At 33.2% G+C, this 26,766-nt stretch carries 23 protein-coding genes; 15 read left to right on the top strand and 8 right to left on the bottom strand.

All coding sequences use genetic code 11. From position 1 onward, the window contains the following. Nucleotides 1-15: 15 nt before the first annotated feature. The 3 genes from ychF to AC2DGP_RS01610 all read right to left on the bottom strand — a co-directional run bounded on the left by ychF (nucleotide 16) and on the right by AC2DGP_RS01610 (nucleotide 3,146). Nucleotides 16-1,107, bottom strand: coding sequence for a redox-regulated ATPase YchF (ychF, locus tag AC2DGP_RS01620; protein ID WP_484491282.1), 1,092 nt, complete (start codon nucleotides 1,105-1,107; stop codon nucleotides 16-18). A 191-nt stretch (nucleotides 1,108-1,298) separates the two neighbouring features. Then, nucleotides 1,299-1,649 carry a 4Fe-4S dicluster domain-containing protein gene (locus AC2DGP_RS01615; RefSeq protein WP_300324172.1) on the bottom strand — a complete coding sequence of 117 codons (351 nt, stop codon included), beginning with the start codon at nucleotides 1,647-1,649 and terminating at the stop codon, nucleotides 1,299-1,301. Between the two features lie 165 nt (nucleotides 1,650-1,814). Further along, on the bottom strand, nucleotides 1,815-3,146 hold the full coding sequence (locus AC2DGP_RS01610; RefSeq protein WP_484491281.1) for an aspartate kinase: 1,332 nt from the start codon (nucleotides 3,144-3,146) through the stop codon (nucleotides 1,815-1,817). A 164-nt stretch (nucleotides 3,147-3,310) separates the two neighbouring features. Here AC2DGP_RS01610 and AC2DGP_RS01605 point away from each other — a divergent pair, with 164 nt between their 5' ends. The 9 genes from AC2DGP_RS01605 (at nucleotide 3,311) to AC2DGP_RS01565 (ending at nucleotide 16,143) form a co-directional block, all read left to right on the top strand. Continuing rightward, nucleotides 3,311-3,970: a hypothetical protein gene (locus AC2DGP_RS01605; protein ID WP_484491280.1), complete on the top strand. Its 660-nt coding sequence runs from the start codon at nucleotides 3,311-3,313 to the stop codon at nucleotides 3,968-3,970. Between the two features lie 5 nt (nucleotides 3,971-3,975). Then, nucleotides 3,976-4,428 carry a DUF1569 domain-containing protein gene (locus AC2DGP_RS01600; RefSeq protein ID WP_484491279.1) on the top strand — a complete coding sequence of 151 codons (453 nt, stop codon included), beginning with the start codon at nucleotides 3,976-3,978 and terminating at the stop codon, nucleotides 4,426-4,428. Between the two features lie 197 nt (nucleotides 4,429-4,625). Then, nucleotides 4,626-5,918, top strand: a complete 1,293-nt coding sequence (locus AC2DGP_RS01595) for a glycoside hydrolase family 117 protein (RefSeq protein ID WP_484491278.1) — start codon at nucleotides 4,626-4,628, stop codon at nucleotides 5,916-5,918. A gap of 8 nt (nucleotides 5,919-5,926) precedes the next feature. After that, nucleotides 5,927-7,156, top strand: coding sequence for a family 16 glycosylhydrolase (locus AC2DGP_RS01590; protein WP_484491277.1), 1,230 nt, complete (start codon nucleotides 5,927-5,929; stop codon nucleotides 7,154-7,156). 4 nt (nucleotides 7,157-7,160) lie between these two features. Next, nucleotides 7,161-9,365, top strand: coding sequence for a glycoside hydrolase family 3 C-terminal domain-containing protein (locus tag AC2DGP_RS01585; RefSeq protein WP_484491276.1), 2,205 nt, complete (start codon nucleotides 7,161-7,163; stop codon nucleotides 9,363-9,365). 150 nt (nucleotides 9,366-9,515) lie between these two features. After that, entirely contained in the window at nucleotides 9,516-10,640 is a 1,125-nt protein-coding gene (locus AC2DGP_RS01580; RefSeq protein ID WP_484491275.1) for a glycoside hydrolase family protein, read from the top strand. A 2-nt stretch (nucleotides 10,641-10,642) separates the two neighbouring features. Then, complete coding sequence (locus AC2DGP_RS01575; protein WP_484491274.1) at nucleotides 10,643-12,223, top strand: sulfatase; 1,581 nt, start codon at nucleotides 10,643-10,645, stop codon at nucleotides 12,221-12,223. Between the two features lie 231 nt (nucleotides 12,224-12,454). Continuing rightward, a complete protein-coding gene (locus AC2DGP_RS01570) occupies nucleotides 12,455-14,851 on the top strand; it encodes a hypothetical protein (RefSeq protein ID WP_484491273.1) in 2,397 nt (798 codons plus the stop codon). A 41-nt stretch (nucleotides 14,852-14,892) separates the two neighbouring features. Next, nucleotides 14,893-16,143, top strand: coding sequence for a right-handed parallel beta-helix repeat-containing protein (locus AC2DGP_RS01565; protein WP_484491272.1), 1,251 nt, complete (start codon nucleotides 14,893-14,895; stop codon nucleotides 16,141-16,143). A 51-nt stretch (nucleotides 16,144-16,194) separates the two neighbouring features. Here AC2DGP_RS01565 and AC2DGP_RS01560 read toward each other — a convergent pair whose 3' ends face one another. The 4 genes from AC2DGP_RS01560 to AC2DGP_RS01545 all read right to left on the bottom strand — a co-directional run bounded on the left by AC2DGP_RS01560 (nucleotide 16,195) and on the right by AC2DGP_RS01545 (nucleotide 20,629). Beyond that, on the bottom strand, nucleotides 16,195-18,414 hold the full coding sequence (locus AC2DGP_RS01560) for a DUF748 domain-containing protein (RefSeq protein WP_484491271.1): 2,220 nt from the start codon (nucleotides 18,412-18,414) through the stop codon (nucleotides 16,195-16,197). A gap of 68 nt (nucleotides 18,415-18,482) precedes the next feature. Then, entirely contained in the window at nucleotides 18,483-19,148 is a 666-nt protein-coding gene (locus AC2DGP_RS01555; RefSeq protein WP_484491270.1) for an SCO family protein, read from the bottom strand. A gap of 72 nt (nucleotides 19,149-19,220) precedes the next feature. Further along, the gene (locus tag AC2DGP_RS01550) at nucleotides 19,221-19,769 is read right to left on the bottom strand and encodes a toxin-antitoxin system YwqK family antitoxin (protein WP_484491269.1); all 549 of its coding nucleotides are present in this window, start codon (nucleotides 19,767-19,769) and stop codon (nucleotides 19,221-19,223) included. Next, nucleotides 19,769-20,629 carry a YHYH protein gene (locus tag AC2DGP_RS01545; protein ID WP_484491268.1) on the bottom strand — a complete coding sequence of 287 codons (861 nt, stop codon included), beginning with the start codon at nucleotides 20,627-20,629 and terminating at the stop codon, nucleotides 19,769-19,771. The genes AC2DGP_RS01550 and AC2DGP_RS01545 overlap by 1 nt, the downstream gene beginning before the upstream one ends. A 138-nt stretch (nucleotides 20,630-20,767) precedes the next feature. Between AC2DGP_RS01545 and AC2DGP_RS01540 the strand changes: the two genes are divergently transcribed. The 5 genes from AC2DGP_RS01540 to AC2DGP_RS01520 all read left to right on the top strand — a co-directional run bounded on the left by AC2DGP_RS01540 (nucleotide 20,768) and on the right by AC2DGP_RS01520 (nucleotide 24,598). Continuing rightward, complete coding sequence (locus AC2DGP_RS01540; RefSeq protein WP_484491267.1) at nucleotides 20,768-21,340, top strand: non-canonical purine NTP diphosphatase; 573 nt, start codon at nucleotides 20,768-20,770, stop codon at nucleotides 21,338-21,340. A 4-nt stretch (nucleotides 21,341-21,344) separates the two neighbouring features. Beyond that, nucleotides 21,345-22,376 (top strand): FecCD family ABC transporter permease, encoded by a 1,032-nt coding sequence (locus AC2DGP_RS01535; protein WP_484491266.1) that lies wholly within the window; start codon nucleotides 21,345-21,347, stop codon nucleotides 22,374-22,376. Next, nucleotides 22,373-23,170 (top strand): ABC transporter ATP-binding protein, encoded by a 798-nt coding sequence (locus AC2DGP_RS01530; protein ID WP_484491265.1) that lies wholly within the window; start codon nucleotides 22,373-22,375, stop codon nucleotides 23,168-23,170. The genes AC2DGP_RS01535 and AC2DGP_RS01530 overlap by 4 nt, the downstream gene beginning before the upstream one ends. Nucleotides 23,171-23,205: 35 nt before the next feature. Further along, nucleotides 23,206-24,207, top strand: a complete 1,002-nt coding sequence (locus AC2DGP_RS01525) for a M28 family metallopeptidase (RefSeq protein WP_484491264.1) — start codon at nucleotides 23,206-23,208, stop codon at nucleotides 24,205-24,207. Nucleotides 24,208-24,376: 169 nt separating this feature from the next. Further along, nucleotides 24,377-24,598 carry a hypothetical protein gene (locus AC2DGP_RS01520; protein WP_300324678.1) on the top strand — a complete coding sequence of 74 codons (222 nt, stop codon included), beginning with the start codon at nucleotides 24,377-24,379 and terminating at the stop codon, nucleotides 24,596-24,598. 3 nt (nucleotides 24,599-24,601) lie between these two features. On the opposite strand, the gene AC2DGP_RS01515 is transcribed toward AC2DGP_RS01520, so the two are convergent. Next, the gene (locus tag AC2DGP_RS01515; protein ID WP_484491263.1) at nucleotides 24,602-25,744 is read right to left on the bottom strand and encodes a cysteine desulfurase family protein; all 1,143 of its coding nucleotides are present in this window, start codon (nucleotides 25,742-25,744) and stop codon (nucleotides 24,602-24,604) included. Between the two features lie 121 nt (nucleotides 25,745-25,865). Here AC2DGP_RS01515 and AC2DGP_RS01510 point away from each other — a divergent pair, with 121 nt between their 5' ends. Further along, nucleotides 25,866-26,765, top strand: coding sequence for a hypothetical protein (locus AC2DGP_RS01510; protein WP_484491262.1), 900 nt, complete (start codon nucleotides 25,866-25,868; stop codon nucleotides 26,763-26,765). Nucleotide 26,766 lies beyond the last annotated feature (1 nt).

The following is a 26,766-nucleotide window of genomic DNA, read 5'->3' as shown; positions in this document are numbered from 1 at the left end:
TTTTTAATAGAAGATTTACACATTGAATCTAAAATTCATAATATCACCGTCCTCTACTATATACTCTTTTCCTTCAACCCCTAGTTTTCCAGCCTCTTTAACTTTAACTTCCGAACCAAGTTCTATATAATCCTTGTATTTAATTACCTCAGCTCTAATAAAACCTTTTTCAAAATCAGTATGGATTACACCAGCCGCTTGAGGTGCCGAATCTCCAATATTTATTGTCCAAGCTCTTACTTCTTTAACTCCTACAGTAAAATAAGTTTGCAGGTTTAACAATTTATAAGCTGAACGAATTAATTTAGCAGATCCTGGCTCATCTAAACCTATATCCTCTAAAAACACTTGACGCTCTTCATAATCATCCAATTCATTAATATCAGCCTCTGTTCCAACGGCTAACACAACAATTTCAGCGTTTTCATCTTTAACTGCTTGTTTCACTCTATCTACATAATCATTTCCTGAAACTGCAGCACTTTCATCTACATTACAAACATACATAACAGGTTTTGATGTAATAAACTGCATAGGAGCTACGTACTCCATTTCTTTTTCTGTAAACTCTAAAGTTCTAACCGATTTTCCTTCTAAAAGAACTTCTTGAATTCTAGTCAAAACATCAAACTCGGCTTGTGCTTCTTTATTACCTGTTTTAGCATTTCGTTTTACACGTTCTAGCCTTTTCTCAACAGTTTCTAAATCTTTTAATTGTAATTCGATATCGATAGTTTCTTTATCTCTTACAGGATCTACAGAAGCATCAACATGCACAATATTGTCATTATCAAAACAACGCAATACATGAATAATCGCATCTGTTTCTCTAATATTACCTAAAAACTGATTTCCTAAACCTTCTCCTTTACTGGCTCCCTTTACCAAACCAGCAATATCAACAATCTCAACAGTAGCGGGAACAACACGTTCTGGATTTACCATTCCTTCCAACGTTGCAACTCTTGAGTCTGGTACATTTACCACCCCAATATTTGGCTCAATAGTACAAAAAGGGAAGTTTGCACTTTGTGCTTTTGCATTTGATAAACAATTAAATAAAGTTGATTTTCCTACATTAGGTAATCCTACAATTCCTGCTTTCATGTTATAAATTTTATTAGACCTACTAAAAACACTTTAATATGAGATCTTTTTATTCTTGTTAAGAGGTTGCAAATGTAATCATTTCTTGAAATTTTATTCAAAAAATAAAACCCTCATTTTCAAATATTTTATAATAAAAATCCCGCTATACAAATGTATAGCGGGATTTTTTATTTTTATTTACCTGAAAATTACTCTCCGTGCATAAATGCTTTTTTTCCTAAAAGCTCTTCTTCTGTTTCTACGATATCATCATCAGGAACACAACAGTCTACTGGACAAACAGCAGCACATTGTGGCTCATCATGAAATCCTTTACATTCTGTACATTTATCTGGTACAATAAAATAAACCTCATCATCTACAGCCTCTTGATCTTCATCTGCATTTGCTTTTGTTCCGTTAGGTAATACGATATCTCCAGATAGTTCTGTACCATCTGAATAACGCCAATCTTCTGCACCTTCGTAAATTGCATTGTTTGGACATTCTGGCTCACAAGCCCCACAGTTAATACATTCGTCTGTTATTATAATTGCCATTGTTGTAATTTCTTAAATTGTGAAACGCAAAAATAAAAAAAAGTTTCTTAAATATCTATCCGTTTTATGATAAAAGACAGCTTTTTTAAACCCTATGCCTTGTTTAGTATCAATCTAAAAAAAGCTTCTCATTACAGAAGCTTTTTCATTTTCCTATTAATAAGTTTATTTACTTTCAAAAACCCCTGCATTCAAATCACGCAAGGCTTGGATTTTATCTTTAGAATTTACTACCAAAGAAACATTGTAATTGCTTCCTCCATAAGAAATCATTCGAATAGGAATATTAGTCAGACTATTAAATATAGCAGCACTACCTCCTTTTTGTTTTTCAGAAAAATCTCCTGCCAAACAAATAATACTCAAGTCTGAATCAACTTTTACACTTCCTATATCTTCTAGTTCTTTTACAATTTCTTCTAAATAAGTAGCATCATCAATTGTCAACGACACAGCTACTTCAGAAGTCGTAATCATGTCAATAGAAGTTTTAAATTTTTCAAATACCTCGAAAATATTTTTTAAGAAACCATAGGCCATTAGCATTCGGTACGATTTAATTCTTATCGCAGTAATTCCATCTTTTGCAGCAATGGCTCTCACTTTATTTGGCACTTCACAATTTCTAATAATTGTACCTGCAGATTCAGGATTAAAAGTATCTTTTAAAAGTACCGGTACATTTTTCTCTTTTGCGGGAATTACACTTTGCGGATGTAATATCTTAGCTCCAAAATAAGCTAACTCAGCTGCCTCATCAAAAGAAATTTCTTTCAATGAAAACGTTTTATCCACATATCTAGGATCATTGTTATGCATCCCATCAATATCAGTCCATATTTGAATCTCTTCTGCTACAATTGCAGCTCCAATCAACGAAGCAGAATAATCACTTCCTCCTCTCTTCAGATTATCTATATCTCCCAAATGACTCAAACAAATATACCCTTGGGTAATAAATATGTTTGTATCCTCATTGGCTTTGATAATTTCTCCTAAGCTCTCTGTAATAAAATCTGAATCAGGCTCCCCAGCTTCATCAATTCGCATAAAATCAAAAGCAGAAAGCAAACTCGCTGGTGTATTAATTTCATTCAAATACATAGAGAACATATTTGTAGATAAAATCTCTCCTTGAGCTACAATAATCTTTTCAATTGCCTCAATAATTTCAACAGAACCTTCATGAGCATATGATTTTATGAAATCAAAACGCTCTTCAATAAAAGCGCTTGCAGTATTTTTAACAGTTTCAGTTGCAAACAATCCTTCAATTACTTTTTTATAACGATCAATCATCATATCAATAATTGAATTCGCCTCTTCAAAATTAGAAGCTCCAATTGCATCTGTGATTTGATGTAAGACATTCGTAGTTTGAGACATTGCCGATAAAACAACAATTTTTTGTCCTTTGATATTAGAAACAATTTTTGCTACTTCCTTTATACTTTCAGGACTTCCTACAGAAGTTCCACCAAATTTTAATACTTTCATTTTGATTTTATTTAAATTCATTCAAATGCTCTAAGCCTCCCCTATTGAAATAGTTATAACTACCAAGCTAAAATGTTTCGCAAAAATCCTCCAATTGTTAATTTGCAGCAAAAAATTATAATATATTTACACTTTATTACAAATTGTTTAAAATTAAACACGCCATGAAAACTATTCAAGAATCGGTAGAAAGCATCATCAGAAAAACGCCTTTTTATGAAGAAGCTTTAAATGACAAATTAATCAATGTTTCCTCTTTGGCCCGTGCCATTCAAGAAGATGTTGAGAGTGACCTTGGTAAAGAGGTGAAGTCAGGAGCAATTATGATGGCAATCAATAGACTTTCTCCTTCGAACCTTTTAAGAATCAGAAAAAACATTCGAAAATTTACTTTTTCACTTGGCGACTTTATTGTACGTTCTAACCTATGTAACTTCACTTATAAAAATACACCAACCTTATTAAGGTCCATTACCTCTTTATTGAATGTAATTGGAGATGATAAAGATTATTTTTTTACAATATCACAAGGAATTTTCGAAACTAATATTGTAACAAGTAAAAACCTAGAAGAGCAGGTTAAAGAATTATTTGCTAAAGAAATTTTAATCTATGGACACAACGAATTGGCTTCTATCACAATTAAACTGCCAAAAACTAATGTTGAACAATCTGGAGTTTATTATTTTATTTTAAAACAATTGGCATGGGCAGGAATTTCAGTTCAAGAAATTATTTCTACTACACATGAAATGACTATTGTAGTAAAAGAAGAAGATGTAAATAACACATTTTCTATTTTGATTGACATGAAGAAAAAATAAATACTATGAAAGATATTTTTGACGAAAAAATAAGCAAGGAAGTCATTTCAAGAATTGAAAAACTAAAACATGACACTGCTCCTGTTTGGGGTAAAATGAATGTTGCACAAATGCTTGCTCACTGCTGTGTTACCTACGAGTTTATTTACGAGAAAAAACACACCAAACCAAATAAATTTAAGGCACTGATGTTGAATTTATTTGTGAAAAATATAGTTGTTGGTGAAAAACCATACAAAACAAATAGCAGAACAGCGCCTGAATTTCTAATATCTGATCTTAGGGACTTTAATACCGAAAAAGAAAGATTGATTCAGTATATTCAAAAAACACAAGAGTTAGGAGCAACTTATTTCAACAATAAAGAATCACATTCTTTTGGAGCTTTAAATGCACGTGAATGGAATAATATGTTTTATAAGCATCTAGACCACCATCTACATCAATTTTCAGTTTAACCTATAAGGCATTCATTTAATGAGTGCTTTTTTTTTGAAAATAAACCATTTGTTATAATTAAAACCAAATGTCTTGCTAAAATCTAGAAACAATAACGTTCATCTAGTTAAAGTCTAGTTGATAGTTCTTTGAATTATTGATTTTTATTGAAATTTGTAATTGATAATGTGACATAAACATCAATAATTATAATTTTATGAAAACAATAAAAAGCCTATTCATTGGAGCTTTATTGCCCTTAGCAATTTCTTGTTCAAGTGTAACGTCTAATTCAACTGCTGAAAATTCTAAACAAACAGAAAAAGAGGATAAAGGATTTCCTTTTGAAATTCTACATGAAAAACCAAACATCAAGTTAAGTCATGCTATGGAACGAAACTATGATGCGTATATGGGAATTCAACCAAAGTACAATGAACTTTACACTCAATTTAAATATACCGAGTTAAAAGGATTGGATTACAGTAACCATGATGGAACCATAACGCGTAGAGATCCTTCAAAGGTAATTTTTGAAAATGGCAAATATTATGTTTGGTATACACACAGACAAACACCAACTTCACCAAAAGGAGCTAAACTTAGCACCGAAACAATACCTTCAAGCGACTGGGATTTATGCGATATCTGGTATGCAACTAGTAAAGATGGCTTTACTTGGGAGGAACAAGGAGTTGCTGTGCCAAGACCTCCGAAACCAAATGTTGGATGGAGATCGGTTGCCACTACAGATATTTTAAAATGGAAAGGAAAATATTATTTATACTATCAAGGTTTTCAAGAAGCTAGCGGGAAACGTGGTGATGATTGCCCTGTAGCTGTTTCTTATTCAGATTCTCCAGATGGTCCTTGGACACCATATAACAAAATTGTAATTCCAAACGGAGCACCAGGTCAATGGGATCAATACTCTATTCATGATCCTTACCCTTTAGTGTACAAAGGGAAAATATATTTATATTATAAGTCAGATTATGGAGTTAAAGGTGATTTGATTAGAATGCAAGGTCTTGCCACAGCAGACAACCCTCTAGGTCCATTTACTAAATATGCACAAAACCCAGTTATTAATTCTGGTCATGAAACAACTTTGTTTCCATTTAAGGAAGGAATTGCCGCATTAGTTATTAGAGATGGTAATGAACATAACACCATTCAATATGCAAAAGACGGAATTAACTTTGATATTGCTTCCATAACAGAATTAATGCCTAATGCAGGGGGACCATTTATTCCTGATGCTTTTACAGATACTAAAGATGGTAGAGGTATTACTTGGGGAATTTCTCATTTTACAGCGGTTAATGGTTGGAAAACAAATCACTCTATTCTTACAAGGTTTGATTGCGACTTAAGTCAAGACATCAATGATCCTGGGATGAAGAAAAACCATGTTTACTACAAGCCAGAACATTATTTTAAACATGGTTTAAACGGCGCTCAAAAGAAAAGAATTGCTGAAGAAAATAAAATTTTACAAGCTCAATAAATAAACTTATGAAAAACAGTATCACCGCATTACTCTTTTTATTTAATGTTTTTTTTCTACTAGCAGATCCTCCTAACCCTCCTATTGGAAAACGATGGATTCTTAACGAAACCTTTTCTGATGAGTTCAATGGTACCGCTTTAGACAGTAATAAATGGTACGATTATCATCCAAAATGGATTGGTAGAGAACCTGGAATATTTTTACCCTCACAGGTCTCTGTTGGTGGTGGCTATATGAAAATCACAGGAAAAAAACTTAAAAAAGACACTATTGTAAAGGCTTATGGTAGAGAATTAACTTTCAATATTGCAGGTGGTGCTGTTATTTCAAAAAGTAATGATGCTTTTTATGGTTACTACGAATGTAAATTCAAGGCAGCCAAAACAACTATGTCTACAACTTTTTGGCTATCTACAAACCAAAGAGCTGAAGGGCCTAATGGTTGTGATAATTATGGTTTAGAATTAGATATTCAGGAATGTATTGGAAGAACTGGCGATTTTAATGGAAGCTATTTTGCACAAGGAATGAATTCAAACTCTCATTTTTGGTATACAGATTGTGAAAAGAAAAAACATGATTTACGAGCACCTCAATCCAAAATAAAAACAAAAACGTTACCTTCAGATGACTTTTACACATATGGAGGTTGGTGGCATGATGCAAGTAAAGTAAGTTACTATGTTGATGATCGTAAGGTAAAATCCGTTCAATTTTATTCAGATATAAAAGAAAAACCGTTTGATCAACCAATGCATGTGAATTTAGTTTCTGAAACCTATCCTTTTCCTTGGATTGAACTGCCTAATGAGAAAGAATTGGCGGATCCTTCAAAAAACACCTGTCTTTATGATTGGGTTAGAGCTTATACTTTGGTAGATATTGATGAGAAAGTAAAAAAAGTAAGTTACCCTAATAAAAATCTTTTCAACGCAAACATTTATTTCAACGTAAAACCGGAAATAATACATGCGAAGAATGGAATTGAAACAAGTTATATCTATAAAGCAAATAGCAATTGTGAATTATTTATCAAAATTATTGATTCCAATAAAAAAGTAGTTTTTCAATCCAAAGAAAAACTCTTGGCTGGTCATGGTCATAAAGCACTGTCTATCTCTAAATTTGATAAATTAAAAAACAACCAGAGATTCACAATCAAACTGATCGTAAAAGAGCAACATCAGAAAAAAGCGTTGACTCAAGATGAATTCAACTTTACCTTCAAAAAATAAGCTTATGGATAGTCTTAATCCTTTAAAATACACATTACTGCTATTTATCAGCACCATAATTTCTGGCTCTGCACAAGAAATAGATTTTTCTTTTCAAAACCCAAAACTTCCGGCAGAAAAAAGAGCTGAAATTTTAGTTTCTCAGATGACAAATGAGGAAAAGCTAAAACAGCTTTTAAGTAGTGCACCAGCTATAGAAAGATTACAAATTCCGAGTTATGATTGGTGGAACGAAGCATTGCATGGTGTTGCCAGAAATGGAAAAGCTACCATTTTCCCTCAAGGAATTGCCATTGGGGCTTCTTTTGACCCCGAACTAGCCCACCGAGTTTCTTCGGCCATCTCTACCGAAGCAAGAGCGAAGTATGAAATATCTCAAAATATGGGAAACAGAGGAAAATATGCCGGATTAACATTTTGGACTCCTAATGTAAATATATTCAGAGATCCTAGATGGGGACGAGGTCAAGAAACATATGGTGAAGACCCATACTTAATGTCTAAAATGGGGGTAGCCTTTGTCAAAGGATTACAAGGAGATAATAGCAACTATTTGAAGTCTGCAGCTTGTGCTAAACATTTTGCCGTACATTCTGGTCCTGAAGAATTACGTCATCATTTCAATGCAGAACCAACTAAGCAAGATTTATATGAAACTTACCTACCTGCATTTGAAGCCTTAATTAAAGAAGCGAAGGTGGAAGGAGTTATGAGTGCTTATAACGCTGTATATGGCAAAGCAGCCTCAGGAAGTGAATTTCTACTAAAAGAAATACTACGAGAGGATTGGAATTTTGATGGTTATATTGTTTCTGATTGCGGAGCAATTAACGACATTTTTAAAGGACATAAAACTGCTAAAACCAAAGAAGAGGCGGCTGCTATTGCTCTAATGGCTGGTGTCAACCTAAACTGTGGCTTCACTTATAAATTCTTAGGAAAAGCCCTTGAACAAGGATTGATCTCGGAAAGCTTATTAAACGAAAGAACAGAGCAACTTTTTAAAACTAGATTTAGACTTGGTATTCTTGACAAAGAAAACAGTGAAAACCCATACAGTTCAATTGGTGCGGATAAAATTCATTGTGATGCACATATAGCTTTAGCTAGAGAAGCAGCACAAAAATCAATAGTTCTTTTAAAAAACGAAAACAACACACTTCCACTCTCAAAAAACATTCGCGTTCCTTATGTTACAGGTCCTTTTGCAAATTCTGCTGACGTGTTAATGGGGAATTATTATGGAGTTAGCCCCAATTTAGTAACAGTTCTAGAAGGAATTGCAGATGCTGTTTCTTTAGGAACCTCATTAAACTACAGAAGTGGAGCATTGCCGTTTCAAAAAAACTTAAACCCTTTAAATTATGCACCTGTGGTTGTAGGTATGTCCGATGCTACCATATGTGTTGTGGGAATTTCTGCAGATATGGAAGGAGAAGAAGTGGATGCTATCGCATCGCCAAGTAAAGGAGATCGTAAGGATTTAAAACTTCCACAAAACCAAATAGAATACATAAAAACTATGATTCAAAAGAAAAAGGACAAACCTTTAATTTTGGTAATTGCAAGTGGTAGTGCTGTTTCGTTAGAAGGTATTGAGGAAGGCTGTGATGCTATTTTACAAATGTGGTACCCTGGTGAACAAGGTGGAAATGCAGTTGCAGATGTATTATTTGGAAACATCTCTCCTTCGGGCCATCTTCCGATAACTTTTCCTAAAAATGTAGAACAACTACCTCCTTTTGAAGACTATTCTATGCAGGGTCGTACTTATAAGTACATGACAAAAGAACCTATGTTTCCATTTGGTTTTGGACTTACCTACTCTAGCACCTCTTTTGATTCATTAAAAATTGAAACCTCGAAACTTAGAAAAAATAAAAATCTAGAATTTTCTTTACAGGTAAGTAACACGGGAGATTATGATATCGATGAGGTAGTTCAAGTATACATCAGTCCAATTCATAACAATGATAATTTGCCACAAACTAGTCTTAAAGGTTTTCAAAGAGTTTCACTTAACAAAGGAGAATCAAAAAAACTAAACTTCACTATTGCCTCTGAAGACTTAAAAGTAATCAATAGCAAAGGTGAAAAAATATGGAAAAAGGGACGTTACAAAATAATTATTGGAAACTCCTCACCTTCCGAACTAAGTCAAAAATTAGGAGCTGCAATACCACAAACAGCCGAGATTCAGTTAAAATAAAGTTTAAATAAACCAATAAAAGCTCCACAGTATCCATTGGAGCTTTTTTTTGGACATTTGTTACGCTAATAAAACCAATGCTTTCAATGCTATCTCATAATTTGTAGTTAATTTGTTTTCAAATAATCTACAACCTACTAATATTCAACAATGAGAATTAGCATTACCTTTATCCTCCTTTTAATAGGACTTGCCTCTTGTAAACAACAAAACCAACCTACTCAAAAACATCAAAAGAGTGATTATAATGAGATCTCTTTTCCTAAACTAGAGCGATCAAAACAAACAAGTTTCTACAATGAAAAACTTAGCTCACAGATTTTAGTAGAACCAGGTTATTACGTTTGGGGCTTAAGTGTAGTGAATTGGAACGGAAAATACCATGCTTATTACTCTAGGTGGAAAAAAGAACACCAGCACAAAGGTTGGATGACGCATTGCGAAATTGCCCATGCAATTTCTGATAGCCCAATGGGACCTTTTAAATTTCAAAATGTGGTTTTAAAAGCGAAAAAACAAGGTGGTTGGGATATCAACAATTCACACAATCCATATGCGGTTGTTGCCGAAGGAAAAATACATTTGTACTATATTGCGAATAACATCAAATCATTTTTACCAGCGAAGAACGGAAATACAACCTACCCTTCTTCTGAATGGTTAGAAAACAATAGAACTATTTTAAGAGAAAGTCAATGTATAGGTGTTGCAAGTGCAGACAATCCTGAAGGTCCTTTTATCAGATCTGAAAAAATAGTAGTTGCCCCAGATAATGAGAAATTTAAAAAAATCGCAGTAAATCCAGCCGTAATATATAAAGATGGACTCTATTATATGATTATGAAAGGAGATGATATGGCTCATAAAAAACCGTTTCGTATTCAGTTAGTAGGAAGTTCAAAAAATCCTGATGGCCCTTTTGATTTTAATCCAAAGCCAGTGTACGATAAAGCCCAAACGGAAGATGCATGCTTTTGGTATGACCAAACTCTAAAGAAACATTTTATGGTATGTCATGTAATGGGAAAAAATGAATTGGCCTTATTTAGTTCTGACAATGGTTTCGATTGGCAACCAGACGAACGTAAAGTGTTCATGAAAAAAGAATTTGTACTTGATAATGGTAGCATATGGAAACCTAAAAGAGTAGAAAGACCTTTTGTGTTAACAAACGATAAAGGTCAACCTTTAATGTTGTATGTAGCTGTCTACGACAATAATGTAAATGGAAACATTGCCATTCCAATAGAGTTTAATAAATCAGCAAAAAAATAAAAATGAAAAACTTAATCACAATTGCCATACTTGTATCGCTACTGCACAGTTGTAAGCAAGCACCCGTTGAGCAGGAACCAGAAATAAAGAATGTTTTGTTTATACTAGCCGATGATTATGGCTACAACGATTTAAGCTTAAGAAATGATAGTTTTTATGAAACTCCGAACATTGATAAAATAGCTAAAGAAGGAACTATTTTTAATGAAGGGTATGCAACCTGTCAAGTATGCAGTCCTTCAAGGGCAAGTATTTTAAATGGAAAATTCCCAGCAAGACATGGTATCACCGACTGGATTGGTGCTAGATCTGGTGAAAAATGGAGAGAAAAAAAGCGCTATTCTAAATTACTTCCAGCAGCATACAAACACAATTTAGAACATAAAGACATTACTTTACCCGAAGCATTAAAAAAAGAAGGTTATACAACTTTCTTCGCAGGAAAATGGCATCTTGGAGAAAAAGGTTCTTGGCCTGAAGACCATGGTTTTGATATTAATATTGGTGGTTTTGATGCGGGTGGTCCGAGAGGAGGTTACTTTTCTCCCTGGAAGAATCCTAATTTAGAAAACAAAAAGGACGGAGAAAACCTAAGCATGAGGCTAGCAGAAGAAACTGTAAATTTTATGAAGACACATAAAAACGAAAAATTCTTTGCCTATCTTTCTTTTTATGCAGTACACGGAGCTATCCAAACGACACAATCAAAATGGAAAAAATACCGAGAAAAAGCAGAAAAAAACGGCATTGATGAAACAGGCTTCAAAATGGCCAAATACTTGCCGATAAGACAGGTTCAAGACAACCCAATCTATGGTGGCTTGGTAGAATCTATGGATGATGCTGTTGGAAGAGTAATGCAAGGTTTAAAAGAACTTGGTTTGGATCAAAACACATTGGTAGTATTTACCTCAGATAATGGAGGTGTTTCGGCTGGAGATTCCTTTTCTACATCTAATCTTCCCTTGCGTGGTGGTAAGGGGTATCAATTTGAAGGAGGAATTAGAGAGCCTTATTTTATAAAAGTCCCTTGGCTAAAAAACACCGTTAAACTAAGTAATACGCCAGTATCCGGAACAGATTTCTACCCAACTATTTTAGATTTGGTTGGAGCAAAATTGCGTCCCTCAGAACACCAAGATGGTGTAAGTCTATTGCCTATTTTAAAGGGAGGAAAAATTGAAGAAAGACCACTGATATGGCACTATCCTCATTATGGAAACCAAGGAGGAGAACCTTCCTCAGTCATTAGAAAAGGAAATTGGAAACTTATTCATTATTACGAAGACGGAAGAAAAGAACTTTATAATATAAAGGACGATATTTCTGAAAAAAACAACGTAATCTTACAAAACGAGCAAATTGCGCATAAATTAGATAAGGAGCTATTTGACTATTTAAAAAATGTTAACGCTAATTTCCCTGAAAAAGATCCAAATTACAATGAAGAGATGGAACAAAAGCATTTACATAAAATAGCCACTAAAAAACTTAAATCATTAGAAAAACAAAGACTTGGATTTTTAGATAAAAATTTCGACCCCAAAAATAATTGGTGGGGAAGTTTGATTACAATAGATTGAGCCAACTACAAATTCTAATTTACGCCTCCTAAACTTTATTGTTTTGGAGGCGTTTTCATTTAAGATGAATATATACCCATATTTTACCCCTTTCAGAAATAAAAAAGAACATATGTACAACGCAAAAATCAATATCTCTTCGTGATAATTACTTTTCTTAAGTAGCTTTGAATAAACCCAAAAAAAATATTGATGCGACATTTCTTGTTTTGTTTGAATCTATTTATTTGTATGACATTTTCTAATATTGTGAATTCACAGATTGTCTTACTTGGAGACAACCCTCCTGAAAAGAATTTATTTGATGGAGATTTTCAGTTAATAAAAGGGTATTGGAGGAAAGCGCAACAGTCCCCTTTCTGGAAAACAACAGTAGTTGAAGGCAAAGAAAAAATGGGGCTGCATAAAGGTACCATGTTTAGCATGAACCCTATTGGTATTGCAGAGTCAAAAATATTGAATGGAAATAAAAAATATCAAACTGTAAAAGTAGGAGATAAATTCCGTTGGAGTTTCGGTGCAGATTTGGAATACATAAGTTCAGGATCGATTAGCCTTGAACTAGTATTCGGAAACAATGCAGTAATGTTAAAAGAGAAAGCTTCACTCATCGGCTCTGACAAAAAAACTGAACACTTTAAAGGTGTTTATCACGCTACCGAAACTGATGCTAAAAATGGACTGCCTTTTGTGAGGGCAACTTTTTATTCTAGTGAAGAGGTTAAGGTTTACCTACATTATGTAAATATCAGTATAGAAGATCCCTTATTCGAAGGGCCTAAATTAAAAATCACCAATTCATCAAATGATATTCAACTCCATTGGACGGATTATAAAAAGGCAAACTATAAAATTTACCGTAGTATATACGGAAGTAATAGTTACAAAAAGATTGGAACTACTAACGAATTTCAATTTACTGACAACAACTTTATCAATGGTATTAAGTATTGCTATGTTATAACCAGAGATGACACATCTCAAATTGCTTCTAATACGATAGATGCTACTAGAAAAGATACAATACCTCCTACCCCTCCGAAGAATATTAATACTGAAATTTTTGATACTGAGATTAAAATAAACTGGACTAAAAGCAATTCGATAGACGTAAAAAACTATGCCCTTTATAGAGGAGATGCCAATGGAGAGCATCTAAGAGAAATTGCGCATGATCTCACCAAAACACATTATACTGACTACACTCCCAAAAAAGAAGTACCAAATACCTATGTTATTTATGCCTATGACTATAGCGGAAACAAAAGTTTAGCCTCCAAACCAATACAAGCATCTGTAAACTCTAAACTGGGAACGTCTTTCAGCGATTTAATTCTTCCCATGCCAATTCATAAATCCTTACAGGAAAATATATGGGGAGCAAAAGGGGTCGTTCCGAGAGATCCTGATAACGGAATTGAAGACTCTGATTGGACGTACTGGGGTGGAACACCTGTTAAAGGAAAGGATGGTAAGTTTCATATGAATATAACCCGATGGCCCGCTAATGCGACCAAAGGACATTGGGAATGGCCTAATTCAACGGTTGCTCATGTAATTTCAAATACACCAACCGGCCCTTACAAAATCAAAAAAAATATTACTTACGAATACCACAATGGTAAAGGACACAACCCTGATATCATTAAACTAAATGATGGTTCCTTTTTGCTTTATTCACTAATTGACTGGGAGGCTACTTTATTCTCCTCTAAAACAATAAATGGTCCGTGGAAAAGATTGGGCATTATGGAAGTTGATTGGGAATCATCACATGAAACACCAGAGCTGAGCTATCGATTTTATAGAAACTTGTCAGGAGTTCACTTACCTAACAATAAATTCTTATTTGTAACCAAAGCCGGTGCCATGATGATGAGTGAAAACAATAATCCACTTGGGCCATATAGAGTAATTACAAAAGCAATAAAAGGCAACAGCATTATACCTGAAAAATATAGAAATTCGAATTATGAAGACCCTGTTTTATGGAAGGACGAAGTACAATATCATATGATTATCAATGCTTTCTGGGACTACCGTGCAATTTACTTACGCTCACCAGATGGAATACATTGGAAATTTAATTCAGGAACTGCCTATACACCCGATAACACTTCTTATGTAGATGGTACGAGAACCCATTGGTATAAATTAGAAAGACCACACGTTTTACAAGATTCCTATGGACGTGCGACTCATTTGTCATTAGCTGTAATAGATGTACCTAAAGCAGATGATTTAGCAAAAGACAACCATAACTCTAAGAATATTATTTTACCGCTCGTCCTTAACCGACGAATGGAACTCTTAAATAAAAAGAAAATCACTTCTAAAACCAAAACCATAAAAGTAAAAATTCTTTCAGAATATGGCTTTGATGCCCAAACTGATATCGACCTCTCTACCATCCGATTTGGAGCGAATGAAGTAGTAGATTTTGGAAAGGGTTGTAAAGTCAAAAAAACAAAAAATAAGGGTAAAGATTTAATTATTGAATTTAATGCAACAGGAAACGGATTGACAGATACTAATTTTGTGGGAAAACTGATAGGAAAAACAAACTCTGGAGAATTATTAGTTGGATATACCAAACTGAAATTTTTACCGACCCAACATTCCAAGTAATAACTAATACAAAACACAAATACTTTAATCATTTAAAACTCATGAAACACACAATAAAAATCTACCTAACCGTAATCTCATTCATATTAGCAGGTACTTCAGCCATAGCTACAGAGATATCGGTAAAAAAAACAAAAGGAAACACTAGCTATGTCAAATTTAAAAATGCAATCTCTAAAGCCAAGAATGGTGACGAAATTCTTGTAGATTTAGATATTACCTTTAGTAATAAAGACCCTAAAATTGCAATTACAAAGCACCTAACTATAAAAGGAGCACAACGAAAAAATAAATTCAGTCTACTAAGAGAATCAAAATTTAAAAACACTTCAAATAGTTCGATTCTTGCGATTCACACGGATAATTTTCATTTAGAAAACTTGATTATCTCGATAAAAAAAGGGCAAGGTTACAAAGCCATTGAAATAGGTAAAAACTCGCAAGACTTAAAACTTTATCAAAATTTTTCATTTAAAAACTGTGACTTTCTACAATCAGATGTTCATTATTCAGCAAGAGGATTATTCTTTCAAGGAAAATTTAAAAATGTTTTAATCGAAAACTGCAAATTCAATTATTGGTTTAGTATTGTTGCCAGAGACTGTCCCGTTCTCGATGGTTTCAGAATCTCACATTGTGAATTTTTTAATGGTAGCCACCAAATATCATTTGATGGTGCCTTATTAGATGAACCAGATCCCACCTATGGCTTAGAAATAAGTTTAGAAAAACATGAAAATATTATTATCGAAAATAATAGATTTAACCTTACTGAATCTTTTAATATCGCATTAGCTTATACTAAAAATGTGATCATCAGAAATAATATATTGGAAGGTGGTAGTCATGTAAAATATTCTCAACCGATACACCTAGAAGACCGTTGTAGTAATATTGAAATTATCGGTAACACCATGAAAAGTAAACAAACAGGGATTCTGCTTTTCTCAACAGGTAAAGTAGGGCACGGTCAAGGAAAGAGATTTGAACCTGCGATAAAAAAGACCAAAGGAACTGGAAATGTACGCATCATAAATAATACTATTGATGCAGATGGAGATGCAATTTCTTCAACATATTTAAATGGTTATTTAATCATTTCAGAAGACAATACTATTAACGGAAAAAAACGAGGAATAAATATCAACCAATCCTTTACTTCAAACCCAGGGACGAAAGTAAAAATCGATTCAAAAGTATTGATAAACGGTTTGACTCTGCATAAAGTATTAAACATCAAAGACCCTCAAAAACGAACGACTTACCTAAAATCTGATATAGAAATTCAATAAAAAAATCCCCAATCCTAAAAGGATTGGGGATTTTTTTCGCTCAAATAAATATTACTCCTCTATGGAATACACTATTTTAAAAATAGGTTTGCTAGCAGTATTTTCAGCATCATCTGCTTTCGCTTTTGTAACCTTGATGTGATTTTTTGTCTCGCTTTCAAGCAGTTGTTTCCTAATTCCTTCAATACGCTTACTTTCATAAACCTGTGCTAAAGAATCCACTAGAGCAGGACTTGCTAAAGATACACAAGCTCCTTCCACAAAAGAAGAATCTAACATTTTTTCAATCGTTGCTTCCGTCGCATCCTTTTGTGTTTTCTCTAGTAAGTAAAGTTTAAACTCTTTTTCATCTTCTAAATAGTTCTTTTTACTATGCTTTTTATTGAATTCATTTCCTATTTGTTGTACGGCAATATGTTTCTTTTCTATTGCTACATCATTAAAATACAACATATCAATAAGCAAACCTTCTTTCTTTTTTTCAAGTTCCTGTAACTTATCTAGTTGTTTCAAGTGAGCGTCACTTAAAGCGGTATCCAAATAAGAAAACTCAAAAGTTTCTAAGTCTTTTGGGTCTCCTCCTACCAACCCGCCTAAAAACTTAACAGGTGAGGCTACGGTTTTTACCAATAAGTTTTTAAAGGAATACCAAACAATTTTGTTTACACTAACACTTGGATCATTTAAATCTCCACCTACAGGAACATCCAAATTCACAACACCATCTTTATCCTTCAATAAAAATAACGCAAACTTGAGTGGCAAGTTATATAAACCTCCTCTTTTATCTCCTAAAGTTGCATTGTGAACAATTAATTTATTTTGACTATCCAACTCCCCGTTGTGTATTTTAGTATTCGTTTTATAATACATATCCCCTTCCAATACAGGAACCCCCATATAATCCATCGAATATATATTCAAGTCATTTAATTTAAACCCTGAAATAACATATTTCAATTCCAATTCCATAGGATCTAGCGGATTAAAACTAACATCTACCTTCATTACACCTCTCTTGTTTAGTAACATCTTGGCTTGCATATCTACCCATTCTGTTTTACTATCCATAGAATCTAGATCTACCTCTATACTCGTTAAATTGTATTGAAATGGTTGTGACGTAGTTTTATCATTAAACTGTAACTTCCCATCAATAATCTCAAAAGAATTTAATCTATAATACAACTCTGGTGTACTATCATTCTCTACTTCAGCTGCATTTTCAAGTTCCGCCGCCACAACTTCTGTAGAGTCTACCGATTCATTAAGTCGAAGAAAAGACTCAAAATTAGTTGTTGTTTGAAACATATCGAAACGAACATATGGTCTTTTTAACTTAACTGAATCAATGATAAAATTATTTTTTAAGGGTTCTAATTTTTCAAAGACGCAATTAATTTGCTCTGCCATTAATATTGGTTTCTTCAAGGTATCATTTATCTTAAAATCATTAAGACGCACAAAACCATCTATTGCTAGAGTGTCTAAATAATTAGTATTCCCTATGAAGTTTAAGTTTGTAGAAAGTAAACCATTCGCAGATTCTAACAATAAGAAATCTTGTAAGTACTTTGTATAGGCAGATAAATCTAAATCCTCTAATCCAATGTTTGCACTAAACCCACCGTCTATGGGATCAAAATTTGTGGAGGAATAAAACCTACCTCCATCTCTAAATTTAAATTCAAGATCAGCATTACTTTCATCTACTTGATTCCACTCTATATTTGGAATAATTAAATCCAACTCATCAAAAATAAATTCTTCATCAATCACCTTATCTTTAAAAGATATTTCTGCATTTAAAAATTCAATATCGGACAAGCTAAATTTAAACACCTCTGTGGAATCCAATACTTCTTCTTCCTCTACAAGGGAATCATTCGGCGTATCATAAAATGCAATCAAACTGTCAAAATTAAACGTAGAATCATTTTCTTTGATCACATTTGTTGCTAAATTTTTAACGTAAAATTGTTGCAGTGTTATCTTTGAGGTAAAATAATGATAAGGTCTGGCATTTAAAACAAGAGTATCAAAGGATACAAAACTCGATAGGTCATCGGATTCGTATAAATCAAAATCAAAAACCTTAATAGTTCCAGTAAAAAGATTGATATCTATATCCTCTACAGTTATCTTTCTACCAACCCATTCTTTTCCGTTTTTTTCAACTAAGCTTTTTGCAACTACGGGTAACAACCACAAAACTAGCGTTATAAAAACTAAAATAACGCCTGAAACAATTTTTATTTTTTTATTCTTCAAGGTAAGCAGATAGTGTTAAAGAGAGTCAATTATATTTCCCTAAAAATTAGGAAGGTAAATATACAAAATTACTCTTCATTCTTCAACATCTCAATATGCTTGATTAATCGTTTTGTTGCTAGTTTTAATGTACCGTTATAAACGCCTCTTATTCTACCTTGTTTATCTATCAAAAGAAAATTTTCAGTATGAATAAATTCGCTCGCTTCTTTTGTTTTTACAAAATCTTCATCGGAAAAATATGCTGTCCTTGCTAATTCGTAAATAGCTTCTTTCTCCCCAGTTACCAAATTCCATTTCTTAGAATTCACCCCATAATTATCCGCATATTTTTTTAACACTGGCACCGAGTCTATTGCAGGGGTTACAGAATGTGAAAGCAACAAAACATCCAGATCATTTTTAAATTCATCCTGTAATAACTTCATATTTAAACTCAAACTCCTACAGATTCCTGTGCATGTAGTAAAGAAAAAATCAGCCACATAGATTTTCCCTAGATAATCTTTATTAGTAACTGTTATGCCATTTTGATTGGTAAAAGAAAAATCTGGAATTTTATGAATCTTTTCATAATCTTTAGAATCTTTACTTATCCATTCCGGTGTGAAATCACCAGAATTAAAAAAAGGCAATGTTTGAACTGAATGTTCCCTTTTTTCTACTTTTTTTTCTGACTTCTTACATGATAAAAATAATAGAGTAAAAAGAGAGGCTATTATAAAGTACTTCATAAGTCGTATAAGTAAAAAATTATTTAATCAATTAAGAGCTCTTAACTTTGCATTGTTCTGTTTGGGATTCTTTTATAATGTAGATACAGCATCACATTTTTTTAACCCTATTAACCCAAATCGCTCACCGTTTACAACAACATAATTAGACCTTAGTGTCCCATTGGGTTTAAACATTTTTTGACTCCCCTCTTCTTTTCCATTTTCATAATGAAAATATCGCATGGGTACTCCATTTGAAAACCATTCATTTGCTTCCCCATGGTGCTGACCAAGGGCATTAAAATAATATTCAAATTTTATTTGTTCATTCGGCCAGTATCCAACATGTTTCCCTGTTTTATATCCATTGGTATAGTAGCGTTCCGAAGCTATTTTCCCTGATAAATACCATTGCTTCTCAATACCATGAAGTTTGCCATCCATATAATATTTTTCAGTTTTAAGCTGTTTGGTTTTTGGATAAAAGGAATATAATTTACCTGTAAAGAAATCTCCCTTATACAACAACAGCCCTTTTTCAAAAGACAAATCTTTAGCGCCTAACTCCAAACTAAGGGGTACTTTACTACAAGATGTTATAACTAACACGCCAAAGATAAGTAGGATTAATTTTTTCATTATCTAGATATTGATCCAGGAGTACCATAAAAACCATCTCCATTAATATATGGTGCATCCGCAGATATATGATAATGATAGATTCCATTAGGAAATTCTTCTGTTGCAGAATAATGACCATGATAATCATCTAAATCTGAACTTGATACTATTTGCCCATTCTCAACAGGTCCATATACAGGAAAACCATCCGCCAACAAACCTAAAAAGGCTTCATCTCCAAATTGTTCCGTTAAATACGCTGGCTCAATATGATAATGATACGCACCATTTCCTGCAGGGTGACCAAGATACTGATCAAATGAATCTATCTCATTATCCAAAGCTGAAAACCCAGCAGCATATTGATTAAAAAATACAACTCCATTTCTTGAAATCCCCATAGGTCCCATCTCAGTAGCCTCTTTATTTGTAGCTTCTTCTGGATTCAAAGTTATCGTAAATGTAATGTTCTGCTCACCTATTCTGTTTGGATTCAAACGAAAACTAGAATTCGTTCCACTGTAATCAGCATATTTTTCATTTGCCCATTCCGTATCTGCATAATAAGGAGATTTATGATCTGGCAAATTAGTCGTTGTAAATGTTACCGTTCCGTTAGATACAGAATAATTAATCGCTTCCACATTATCAAACAAAGTCAATATCGGTGTAATATCATAATTGGTGTTTTCTGGTTCCTCCTCTTCATTATTTTCCTCTTCAGGCTCTTCCACTTCTTCTACATTCTCAGTATCATCAATAAGCTCTTCCTCTTCAACAACAGTTTGAGTATTTGTTGCACAGCTTACAAAAAACAAAACAAGTAAGCTCATCATCATTAATTTAATCAGTCTAAATAGTTTAGTAGTTAATTTCATAATATCTAAATTTAATAAAATTATTAGGGTTCTACTATTAAAACAACTGACCTTTTAAAAACCCTACCCAAACAAAATAAATTTCTTCCGTAATAATTGATAAATCAAAAGTATATTTGCTTAACAAAAGAATACGATATGAAAATTGTTTTTGCTACCCATAACCAAAACAAAACGAGAGAAGTTGCTGCTTTAGTGCCAACCATTGAATTATTATCTCTGGAAAGTATCCAGTGCTACGATGAAATTGAAGAAACAGAAGATACGCTTGAAGGCAATGCAAAATTAAAGGCGAATTATGTTACCAAAAACTTTGACCTCAATTGTTTTGCCGATGATACCGGACTTGAAGTTGAAGCGTTAGATGGTGCCCCAGGAGTATACTCTGCAAGGTATGCAGGGGAAAAGGCTGATGCTACTAAAAACATGGACAAACTATTATCTGCTCTTGAAGGTGAAACGAATAGAAAAGCTAAATTCAGAACTGTTATTGTATTAAACCTAGAAGGTAAACAACATATATTTCAGGGTGTGTGTGAGGGAGAAATTCTTGAAAAAAAATCCGGAACAGACGGTTTTGGTTACGATCCAATTTTCAAACCCAATGGATACGACATTTCCTTTGCCGAAATGACCATGGAAGAAAAAGGAAAAATAAGTCATAGAGGCCTTGCCGTTTCAAAACTTATTTCTTTTTTAAACACACTATAATTTTTTGATAACTCAAAAAACATATAAAAAACAGGCAGTCCTTTTAGGCGTCCTTCTCATAACAACTTGGTTGATCAATATTAGTTTAGGATCTGTTAAGATACCTATGCTGGACTTGTTTCATATTATTTTTGGAAATTCTGAAAGTAAAGAGAGTTGGAATTATATTATCTGGAATTTCCGTATTCCAAAATCCTTAACAGCAATGCTTGTAGGTTCTGGTCTTGGAATCAGCGGACTTTTAATGCAAACTTTATTTAGAAACCCCTTGGCAGGTCCTTTTGTCCTAGGAATCAGTTCTGGAGCTAGTTTAGGGGTTGCGACTTTAATTTTAGGTTCAACTTTTTTAGGAAGTTTTCTTGGTGCTTTTTCACCATCGAGTTATACTGTAACTATTGCCTCAAGTCTCGGCTCTTTTTTGGTACTTTCCGTTGTTTTAATTGCGATAAAAAAAATACGAAATACTATGTCGATACTTATCATTGGTCTTATGTTCGGAAGTATTAGTGCTGCCATTATTAACGTATTAAGTTATTTCAGCTCTGCAGAGTCTTTGCAACAATTTATCTTTTGGAGCTTTGGAAGTTTAGGCAATTTAAGTTGGCAAGAATTAGGTGTTTTTGCAGGAGTATTAGCTTTGAGTGTTTTGTTTTTACTTAAAAGTATCAAACCCTTAAACGGATTATTATTAGGTGAGAATTATGCCATTAGCCTGGGAATAGATCTAAAAAAAACAAGAAATTTAGTTTTGATTGTTACGAGTTTAATGACAGGAGTTATTACTGCTTTTTCTGGTCCTATTGCCTTTATTGGATTGGCTGTACCACATCTTACCAAATTAATATTTGACACCTCAGACCATAAGGTTTTAATACCGTCTGTTGCATTTACTGGTGCTATACTCATGCTTATATGTGATACCATTGCACAAGTTCCGAATAGTGAATATACCCTACCAATTAATGCAATCACATCACTCTTTGGAGCTCCAATTGTGATTTGGTTATTGATCCGAAAACAAAAATCTATGATATGATGGATGCTAAAAAGAAACATATCATATTAAAAACCGAAAATTTAACCATTGGGTATTGCGACAAAAATGGAACTAACTTTGTTGCAAAAAACCTTAATATTGAACTAGAAAAAGAAAAATTAGTTTGTTTATTAGGAAAAAATGGTATTGGAAAATCCACCTTGTTAAGAACACTATCTAACACCCAACATAAGCTACATGGTGAAGTATATATAGATAATCAAAACTTACTTAGAATATCTCCATCGACTTTTGCTAGAAAAATGAGTTTGGTACTCACTGAAAAAATACCTGAAAGTCAGCTATCTGTTTATGATTTAATTGCTCTTGGCAGACAACCATATACCAATTGGCTAGGCAAACTCTCTCCGAAAGATATCACGAAAATAGAACAGGCTATTGAATGGGTTAATATTTCACACATTTGTAACAAAAAAAATTATGAACTTAGTGATGGTCAATTACAAAAAGTTATGATTGCACGTGCTTTGGCACAAGATACAGATATAATCATACTAGATGAACCAACTGCTCATTTAGACCTACATCACAAAATTGAGGTTTTTAAACTACTACAAGAACTTGTTCACAAAACTAAAAAAACTATTATTCTTTCAACACATGAAGTCAATTTAGCCCTTCCACTTGCAGATGAACTTTGGTTAATGACAGAAAACAATTTTGTTACAGGGACAACAGACTCACTAATAGAATCAAAAGATTTAGAAAATTTATTTCCGGCAAATCAAATTATTTTTAATCCAGATTTAAAACAATTTACTTTAAAAAAATAAGTATTTTTATAAGATATCAAAGACAACCTTATAGAATGAAGCACATATTTTTATCAGTAATTCTGAACTTTTTACTTTTCTCTTGCACTACTACCAAGGAAGCATCTAACGACAAATCCGTGGTGAAATATGCTAACACGATTACTCTAAATGAACTAAAAACAAACCTATACACCTTTGCCTCCGACGATTATGAAGGACGAGAAACAGGTGAAAAAGGACAAAAAATAGCAGCCGACTTTTTAAAAAAACAATATCAAAATTACGGTATACCTAGTCCGATTTCGGAAGATAATTATTTTCAGAAAATTCCGAAAGATTTTTTACCGGGTGGAGTTAAAGCTTCAGAAAACGTTGTGGCGTTTATTGAAGGTACTACCAAGCCGGATGAAATTATTGTTATTTCAGCACATTATGATCACCTTGGAACCAACGCAGTAGATATTTTTAATGGTGCAGACGATGATGCCTCAGGTACCGTTGCTGTCTTAGAAATTGCTCAAGCCTTTAAACAAGCAAAAAATGAAGGCAATGGGCCAAAAAGATCCATTCTATTCCTTCATTTAACAGCGGAAGAAAAAGGTTTATATGGCTCTAAATGGTATGTGAAAAACCCCTTATTCCCTTTGAAAAACCATATCGCTAATTTAAATATTGATATGATCGGACGCGTTGATGATGCTCACATAGGGAAAAGTAACTATGTGTATCTCATTGGATCAGACAAATTAAGTACCGAATTACATAATTTATCCGAGCAGGTAAATTCTGAATTTATAAACTTACATCTCGATTATACATATAATGATGAAAACGATCCAAACCGTTTTTATTATCGATCAGATCATTATAATTTTGCTAAAAACAATATCCCAATTATTTTTTATTTCAATGGTGTTCACAAAGATTATCATAAACCAACAGATACGCCTGAAAAGATTAATTATGATATATTGACAAAACGAACCAGACTCGTTTTTCATACAGCATGGGAAATTGCCAATCGTGAAAAAAGGGTGTTGGTAGATAAAAAATAATTTAAAACACTGTTTACTAGAAAGAATAAAAAAAACAGTTCCATTTTGAAGCTTTGTTTAAAAAATCAACAATAAAAGTATTTATTTATTTTTTTATCAATAAACGTTCAAAATCAAACTATTTTATTATATTGCCCAAATAACAGAAATTAAACATTCAGAGAAACCTATGGAATTACTAGATAGAGCTTTAGAATTTGAAGAAAATGTATCTACATTTAAATCAAGAGATGAACGTATCAAAGCTTCACATACTGCCAAAGAATTAGTTCTTTCGTTAAATGAAATTTACAAAGAAACTAAAGATCCAAACATTATGGATGTAATGAAACGAATCACAGCTATTAAACAAAAATTTGAGAAAAGATTAAAAGGGAGACTAACGCCATAAGAATTACTTTTTCAATAGTAATTCTTTTAGTGTTCCGACAAAATAATTTATATCCTCTTTAGATGTAAATTTCGAAAAAGACAATCTCAGCGAAGTATGTGTTGCTTCGTCTGGGGTTAATAAGGCCTCTAATACATGTGATCCCTTGTTACTTCCGCTTTGACAAGCACTTCCTCCAGACACAGCAATCCCCTTTAAATCTAAATTAAACATTAAAAAAGGTACTTCCTTCGGAAGTCTAATATTTAGAACTGTCATGCTTGTTTTTGTCAAGTTTTCAGAACCTGCATTAAAAATAATTGATGGCAATTCATTCTTAATACTTTCAATACAGTAACTCTTTATTAGTTGTAATTGTTCTAAATCCTTATTTAAGGTTTCTAAACAGGATTGCAGTGCCACATCCATCCCCAAAATAGAATGAACAGCCTCTGTTCCTGCCCTAGCCCCTTTTTCTTGTTCACCACCAAAAATCATTGGTTTTACACCAAAACCTTTTTTAAAGTATGCAAACCCAACTCCTTTGGGGCCATGGAATTTATGAGCACTTGCAGAAATAAAATCTACCTTTAAATCTGATAAATCAATATCAAAATGTCCTATTGCTTGAACGGCATCTGAATGAAATAGTGCTTCGTATTCTTTACAAATACCAGCCACCTTTTTCACTTCCAGGATCGTTCCGATTTCATTGTTCACAAACATTAAACTCACTAAGGTCTTTTTACCATCGCCTCCCAATAATTTTCTTAAAGAAACGATGTCTACAATACCTTCGCTAGAGGTTTCTACATATTCAACATCAACAGCATAAGTCAAACAAAGCTCGTTCACAGTTTTCAATACTGCATGATGTTCTAATTTAGAAGTAATGATTTTCTCTACTCCTGAATTTAGGACTGCATTTTTTAAAATTAAATTATTAGCCTCTGTCCCTCCTGAAGTAAAGATAATTTCACTTGAATTTACATTTAAATGATGTGCTATATTCTTACGGTTTGTTTCTATTAAAGACTTTGCTGTTCTCCCAAATTGATGGGTTGAGGAAGGATTACCAAAATTCTCTCTCATTGAAGCAGACATACGCTCAATAACCTCCTCAAAAACAGGTGTTGTAGCAGCATTATCTAAATAAACTTTTCTCATTTAATTGGGGTTATAAGCACTGTATTTTCTTTAATAACAAATGTATGTCAATTAAAATTAACAAAAAACACTTTTTACATTCTCTTTAAAACCCCTACATTTGTTTTATACATTTGATATAATGAAAAAATACGGTTTTCTGGCGATTCTAAGCCTTTTATTAGCTTGCGATGATGGTGATTTTAATGTTCCATCTTTTGATTTTGACGGCTTAACAATTAACAATTGTGGAAACACCGTATTGAACAAAATTACTTCAAGTGGTACAGAATCTTTGATTCTTCAATTGAACATTGATAATACAGACGACGTTTTCTTTAAAACACCCTTAGATAGTGTACCTGTTAGAATAGAGCCTGGAACCAATAATACCATGTATTATAAGATCTTTGATGAAAGCATCACTTCAAGCTATTTTTGTGTTGAAATTCCACAATCTACACCTATTGTGACCGAAGAATGGTTTGGTGAGGGAGATCTTTACCTAACAAACACCATTACGTTGGATGATAATGATGGTGTGCCCTCAGAAATAGAAAAAGTAATCGATCCAAACACAGGAGAGTTATTAGACACAGATGGAGATGGCTACCCGGATTATATTGATATTGATGATGATGGTGACAACAAGCTAACCATTAATGAAGACATTCAAATAGCAAACCTACCTCCAACATCTACTGGAGATCCACAAACTGTAGATACTGATGGTGACGGAATACCAAATTACCTTGATACGGATGATGATAACGATGGAATACCTTCTATTGAAGAATCTGAAACTGCGGACACCAATGTAAATACTATAGTAGACTATCTTGACAAAGATGATATTACTCCTATTACACCAGCAAGTCCAGTTACAAACACCTATGCATACAAATATGTGATGCGATTTGAATTCTCGGAATTGACACTTTATAACGACTCTAGCACTATTAATTACCAAGATGGTTACAACTATGGTACTAAAAGTGGAGAATACACTTCAACAGAAAACCCTGGGGATATTACAGAATAAT

It is taken from the genome of Flavicella sp. IMCC45537, assembly GCF_057197705.1.
This window is presented reverse-complemented; position numbering and strand designations above follow the sequence as displayed.

Coding starts and splice junctions, on each gene's coding strand:
- ychF (WP_484491282.1), bottom strand. CDS start 1,107: ATGAAAGCAGGAATTGTAGGATTACCTAATGTAGGAAAATCAACTTTA.
- AC2DGP_RS01615 (WP_300324172.1), bottom strand. CDS start 1,649: ATGGCAATTATAATAACAGACGAATGTATTAACTGTGGGGCTTGTGAG.
- AC2DGP_RS01610 (WP_484491281.1), bottom strand. CDS start 3,146: ATGAAAGTATTAAAATTTGGTGGAACTTCTGTAGGAAGTCCTGAAAGT.
- AC2DGP_RS01605 (WP_484491280.1), top strand. CDS start 3,311: ATGAAAACTATTCAAGAATCGGTAGAAAGCATCATCAGAAAAACGCCT.
- AC2DGP_RS01600 (WP_484491279.1), top strand. CDS start 3,976: ATGAAAGATATTTTTGACGAAAAAATAAGCAAGGAAGTCATTTCAAGA.
- AC2DGP_RS01595 (WP_484491278.1), top strand. CDS start 4,626: ATGAAAACAATAAAAAGCCTATTCATTGGAGCTTTATTGCCCTTAGCA.
- AC2DGP_RS01590 (WP_484491277.1), top strand. CDS start 5,927: ATGAAAAACAGTATCACCGCATTACTCTTTTTATTTAATGTTTTTTTT.
- AC2DGP_RS01585 (WP_484491276.1), top strand. CDS start 7,161: ATGGATAGTCTTAATCCTTTAAAATACACATTACTGCTATTTATCAGC.
- AC2DGP_RS01580 (WP_484491275.1), top strand. CDS start 9,516: ATGAGAATTAGCATTACCTTTATCCTCCTTTTAATAGGACTTGCCTCT.
- AC2DGP_RS01575 (WP_484491274.1), top strand. CDS start 10,643: ATGAAAAACTTAATCACAATTGCCATACTTGTATCGCTACTGCACAGT.
- AC2DGP_RS01570 (WP_484491273.1), top strand. CDS start 12,455: ATGACATTTTCTAATATTGTGAATTCACAGATTGTCTTACTTGGAGAC.
- AC2DGP_RS01565 (WP_484491272.1), top strand. CDS start 14,893: ATGAAACACACAATAAAAATCTACCTAACCGTAATCTCATTCATATTA.
- AC2DGP_RS01555 (WP_484491270.1), bottom strand. CDS start 19,148: ATGAAGTACTTTATAATAGCCTCTCTTTTTACTCTATTATTTTTATCA.
- AC2DGP_RS01550 (WP_484491269.1), bottom strand. CDS start 19,769: ATGAAAAAATTAATCCTACTTATCTTTGGCGTGTTAGTTATAACATCT.
- AC2DGP_RS01545 (WP_484491268.1), bottom strand. CDS start 20,629: ATGAAATTAACTACTAAACTATTTAGACTGATTAAATTAATGATGATG.
- AC2DGP_RS01540 (WP_484491267.1), top strand. CDS start 20,768: ATGAAAATTGTTTTTGCTACCCATAACCAAAACAAAACGAGAGAAGTT.
- AC2DGP_RS01530 (WP_484491265.1), top strand. CDS start 22,373: ATGATGGATGCTAAAAAGAAACATATCATATTAAAAACCGAAAATTTA.
- AC2DGP_RS01525 (WP_484491264.1), top strand. CDS start 23,206: ATGAAGCACATATTTTTATCAGTAATTCTGAACTTTTTACTTTTCTCT.
- AC2DGP_RS01520 (WP_300324678.1), top strand. CDS start 24,377: ATGGAATTACTAGATAGAGCTTTAGAATTTGAAGAAAATGTATCTACA.
- AC2DGP_RS01515 (WP_484491263.1), bottom strand. CDS start 25,744: ATGAGAAAAGTTTATTTAGATAATGCTGCTACAACACCTGTTTTTGAG.
- AC2DGP_RS01510 (WP_484491262.1), top strand. CDS start 25,866: ATGAAAAAATACGGTTTTCTGGCGATTCTAAGCCTTTTATTAGCTTGC.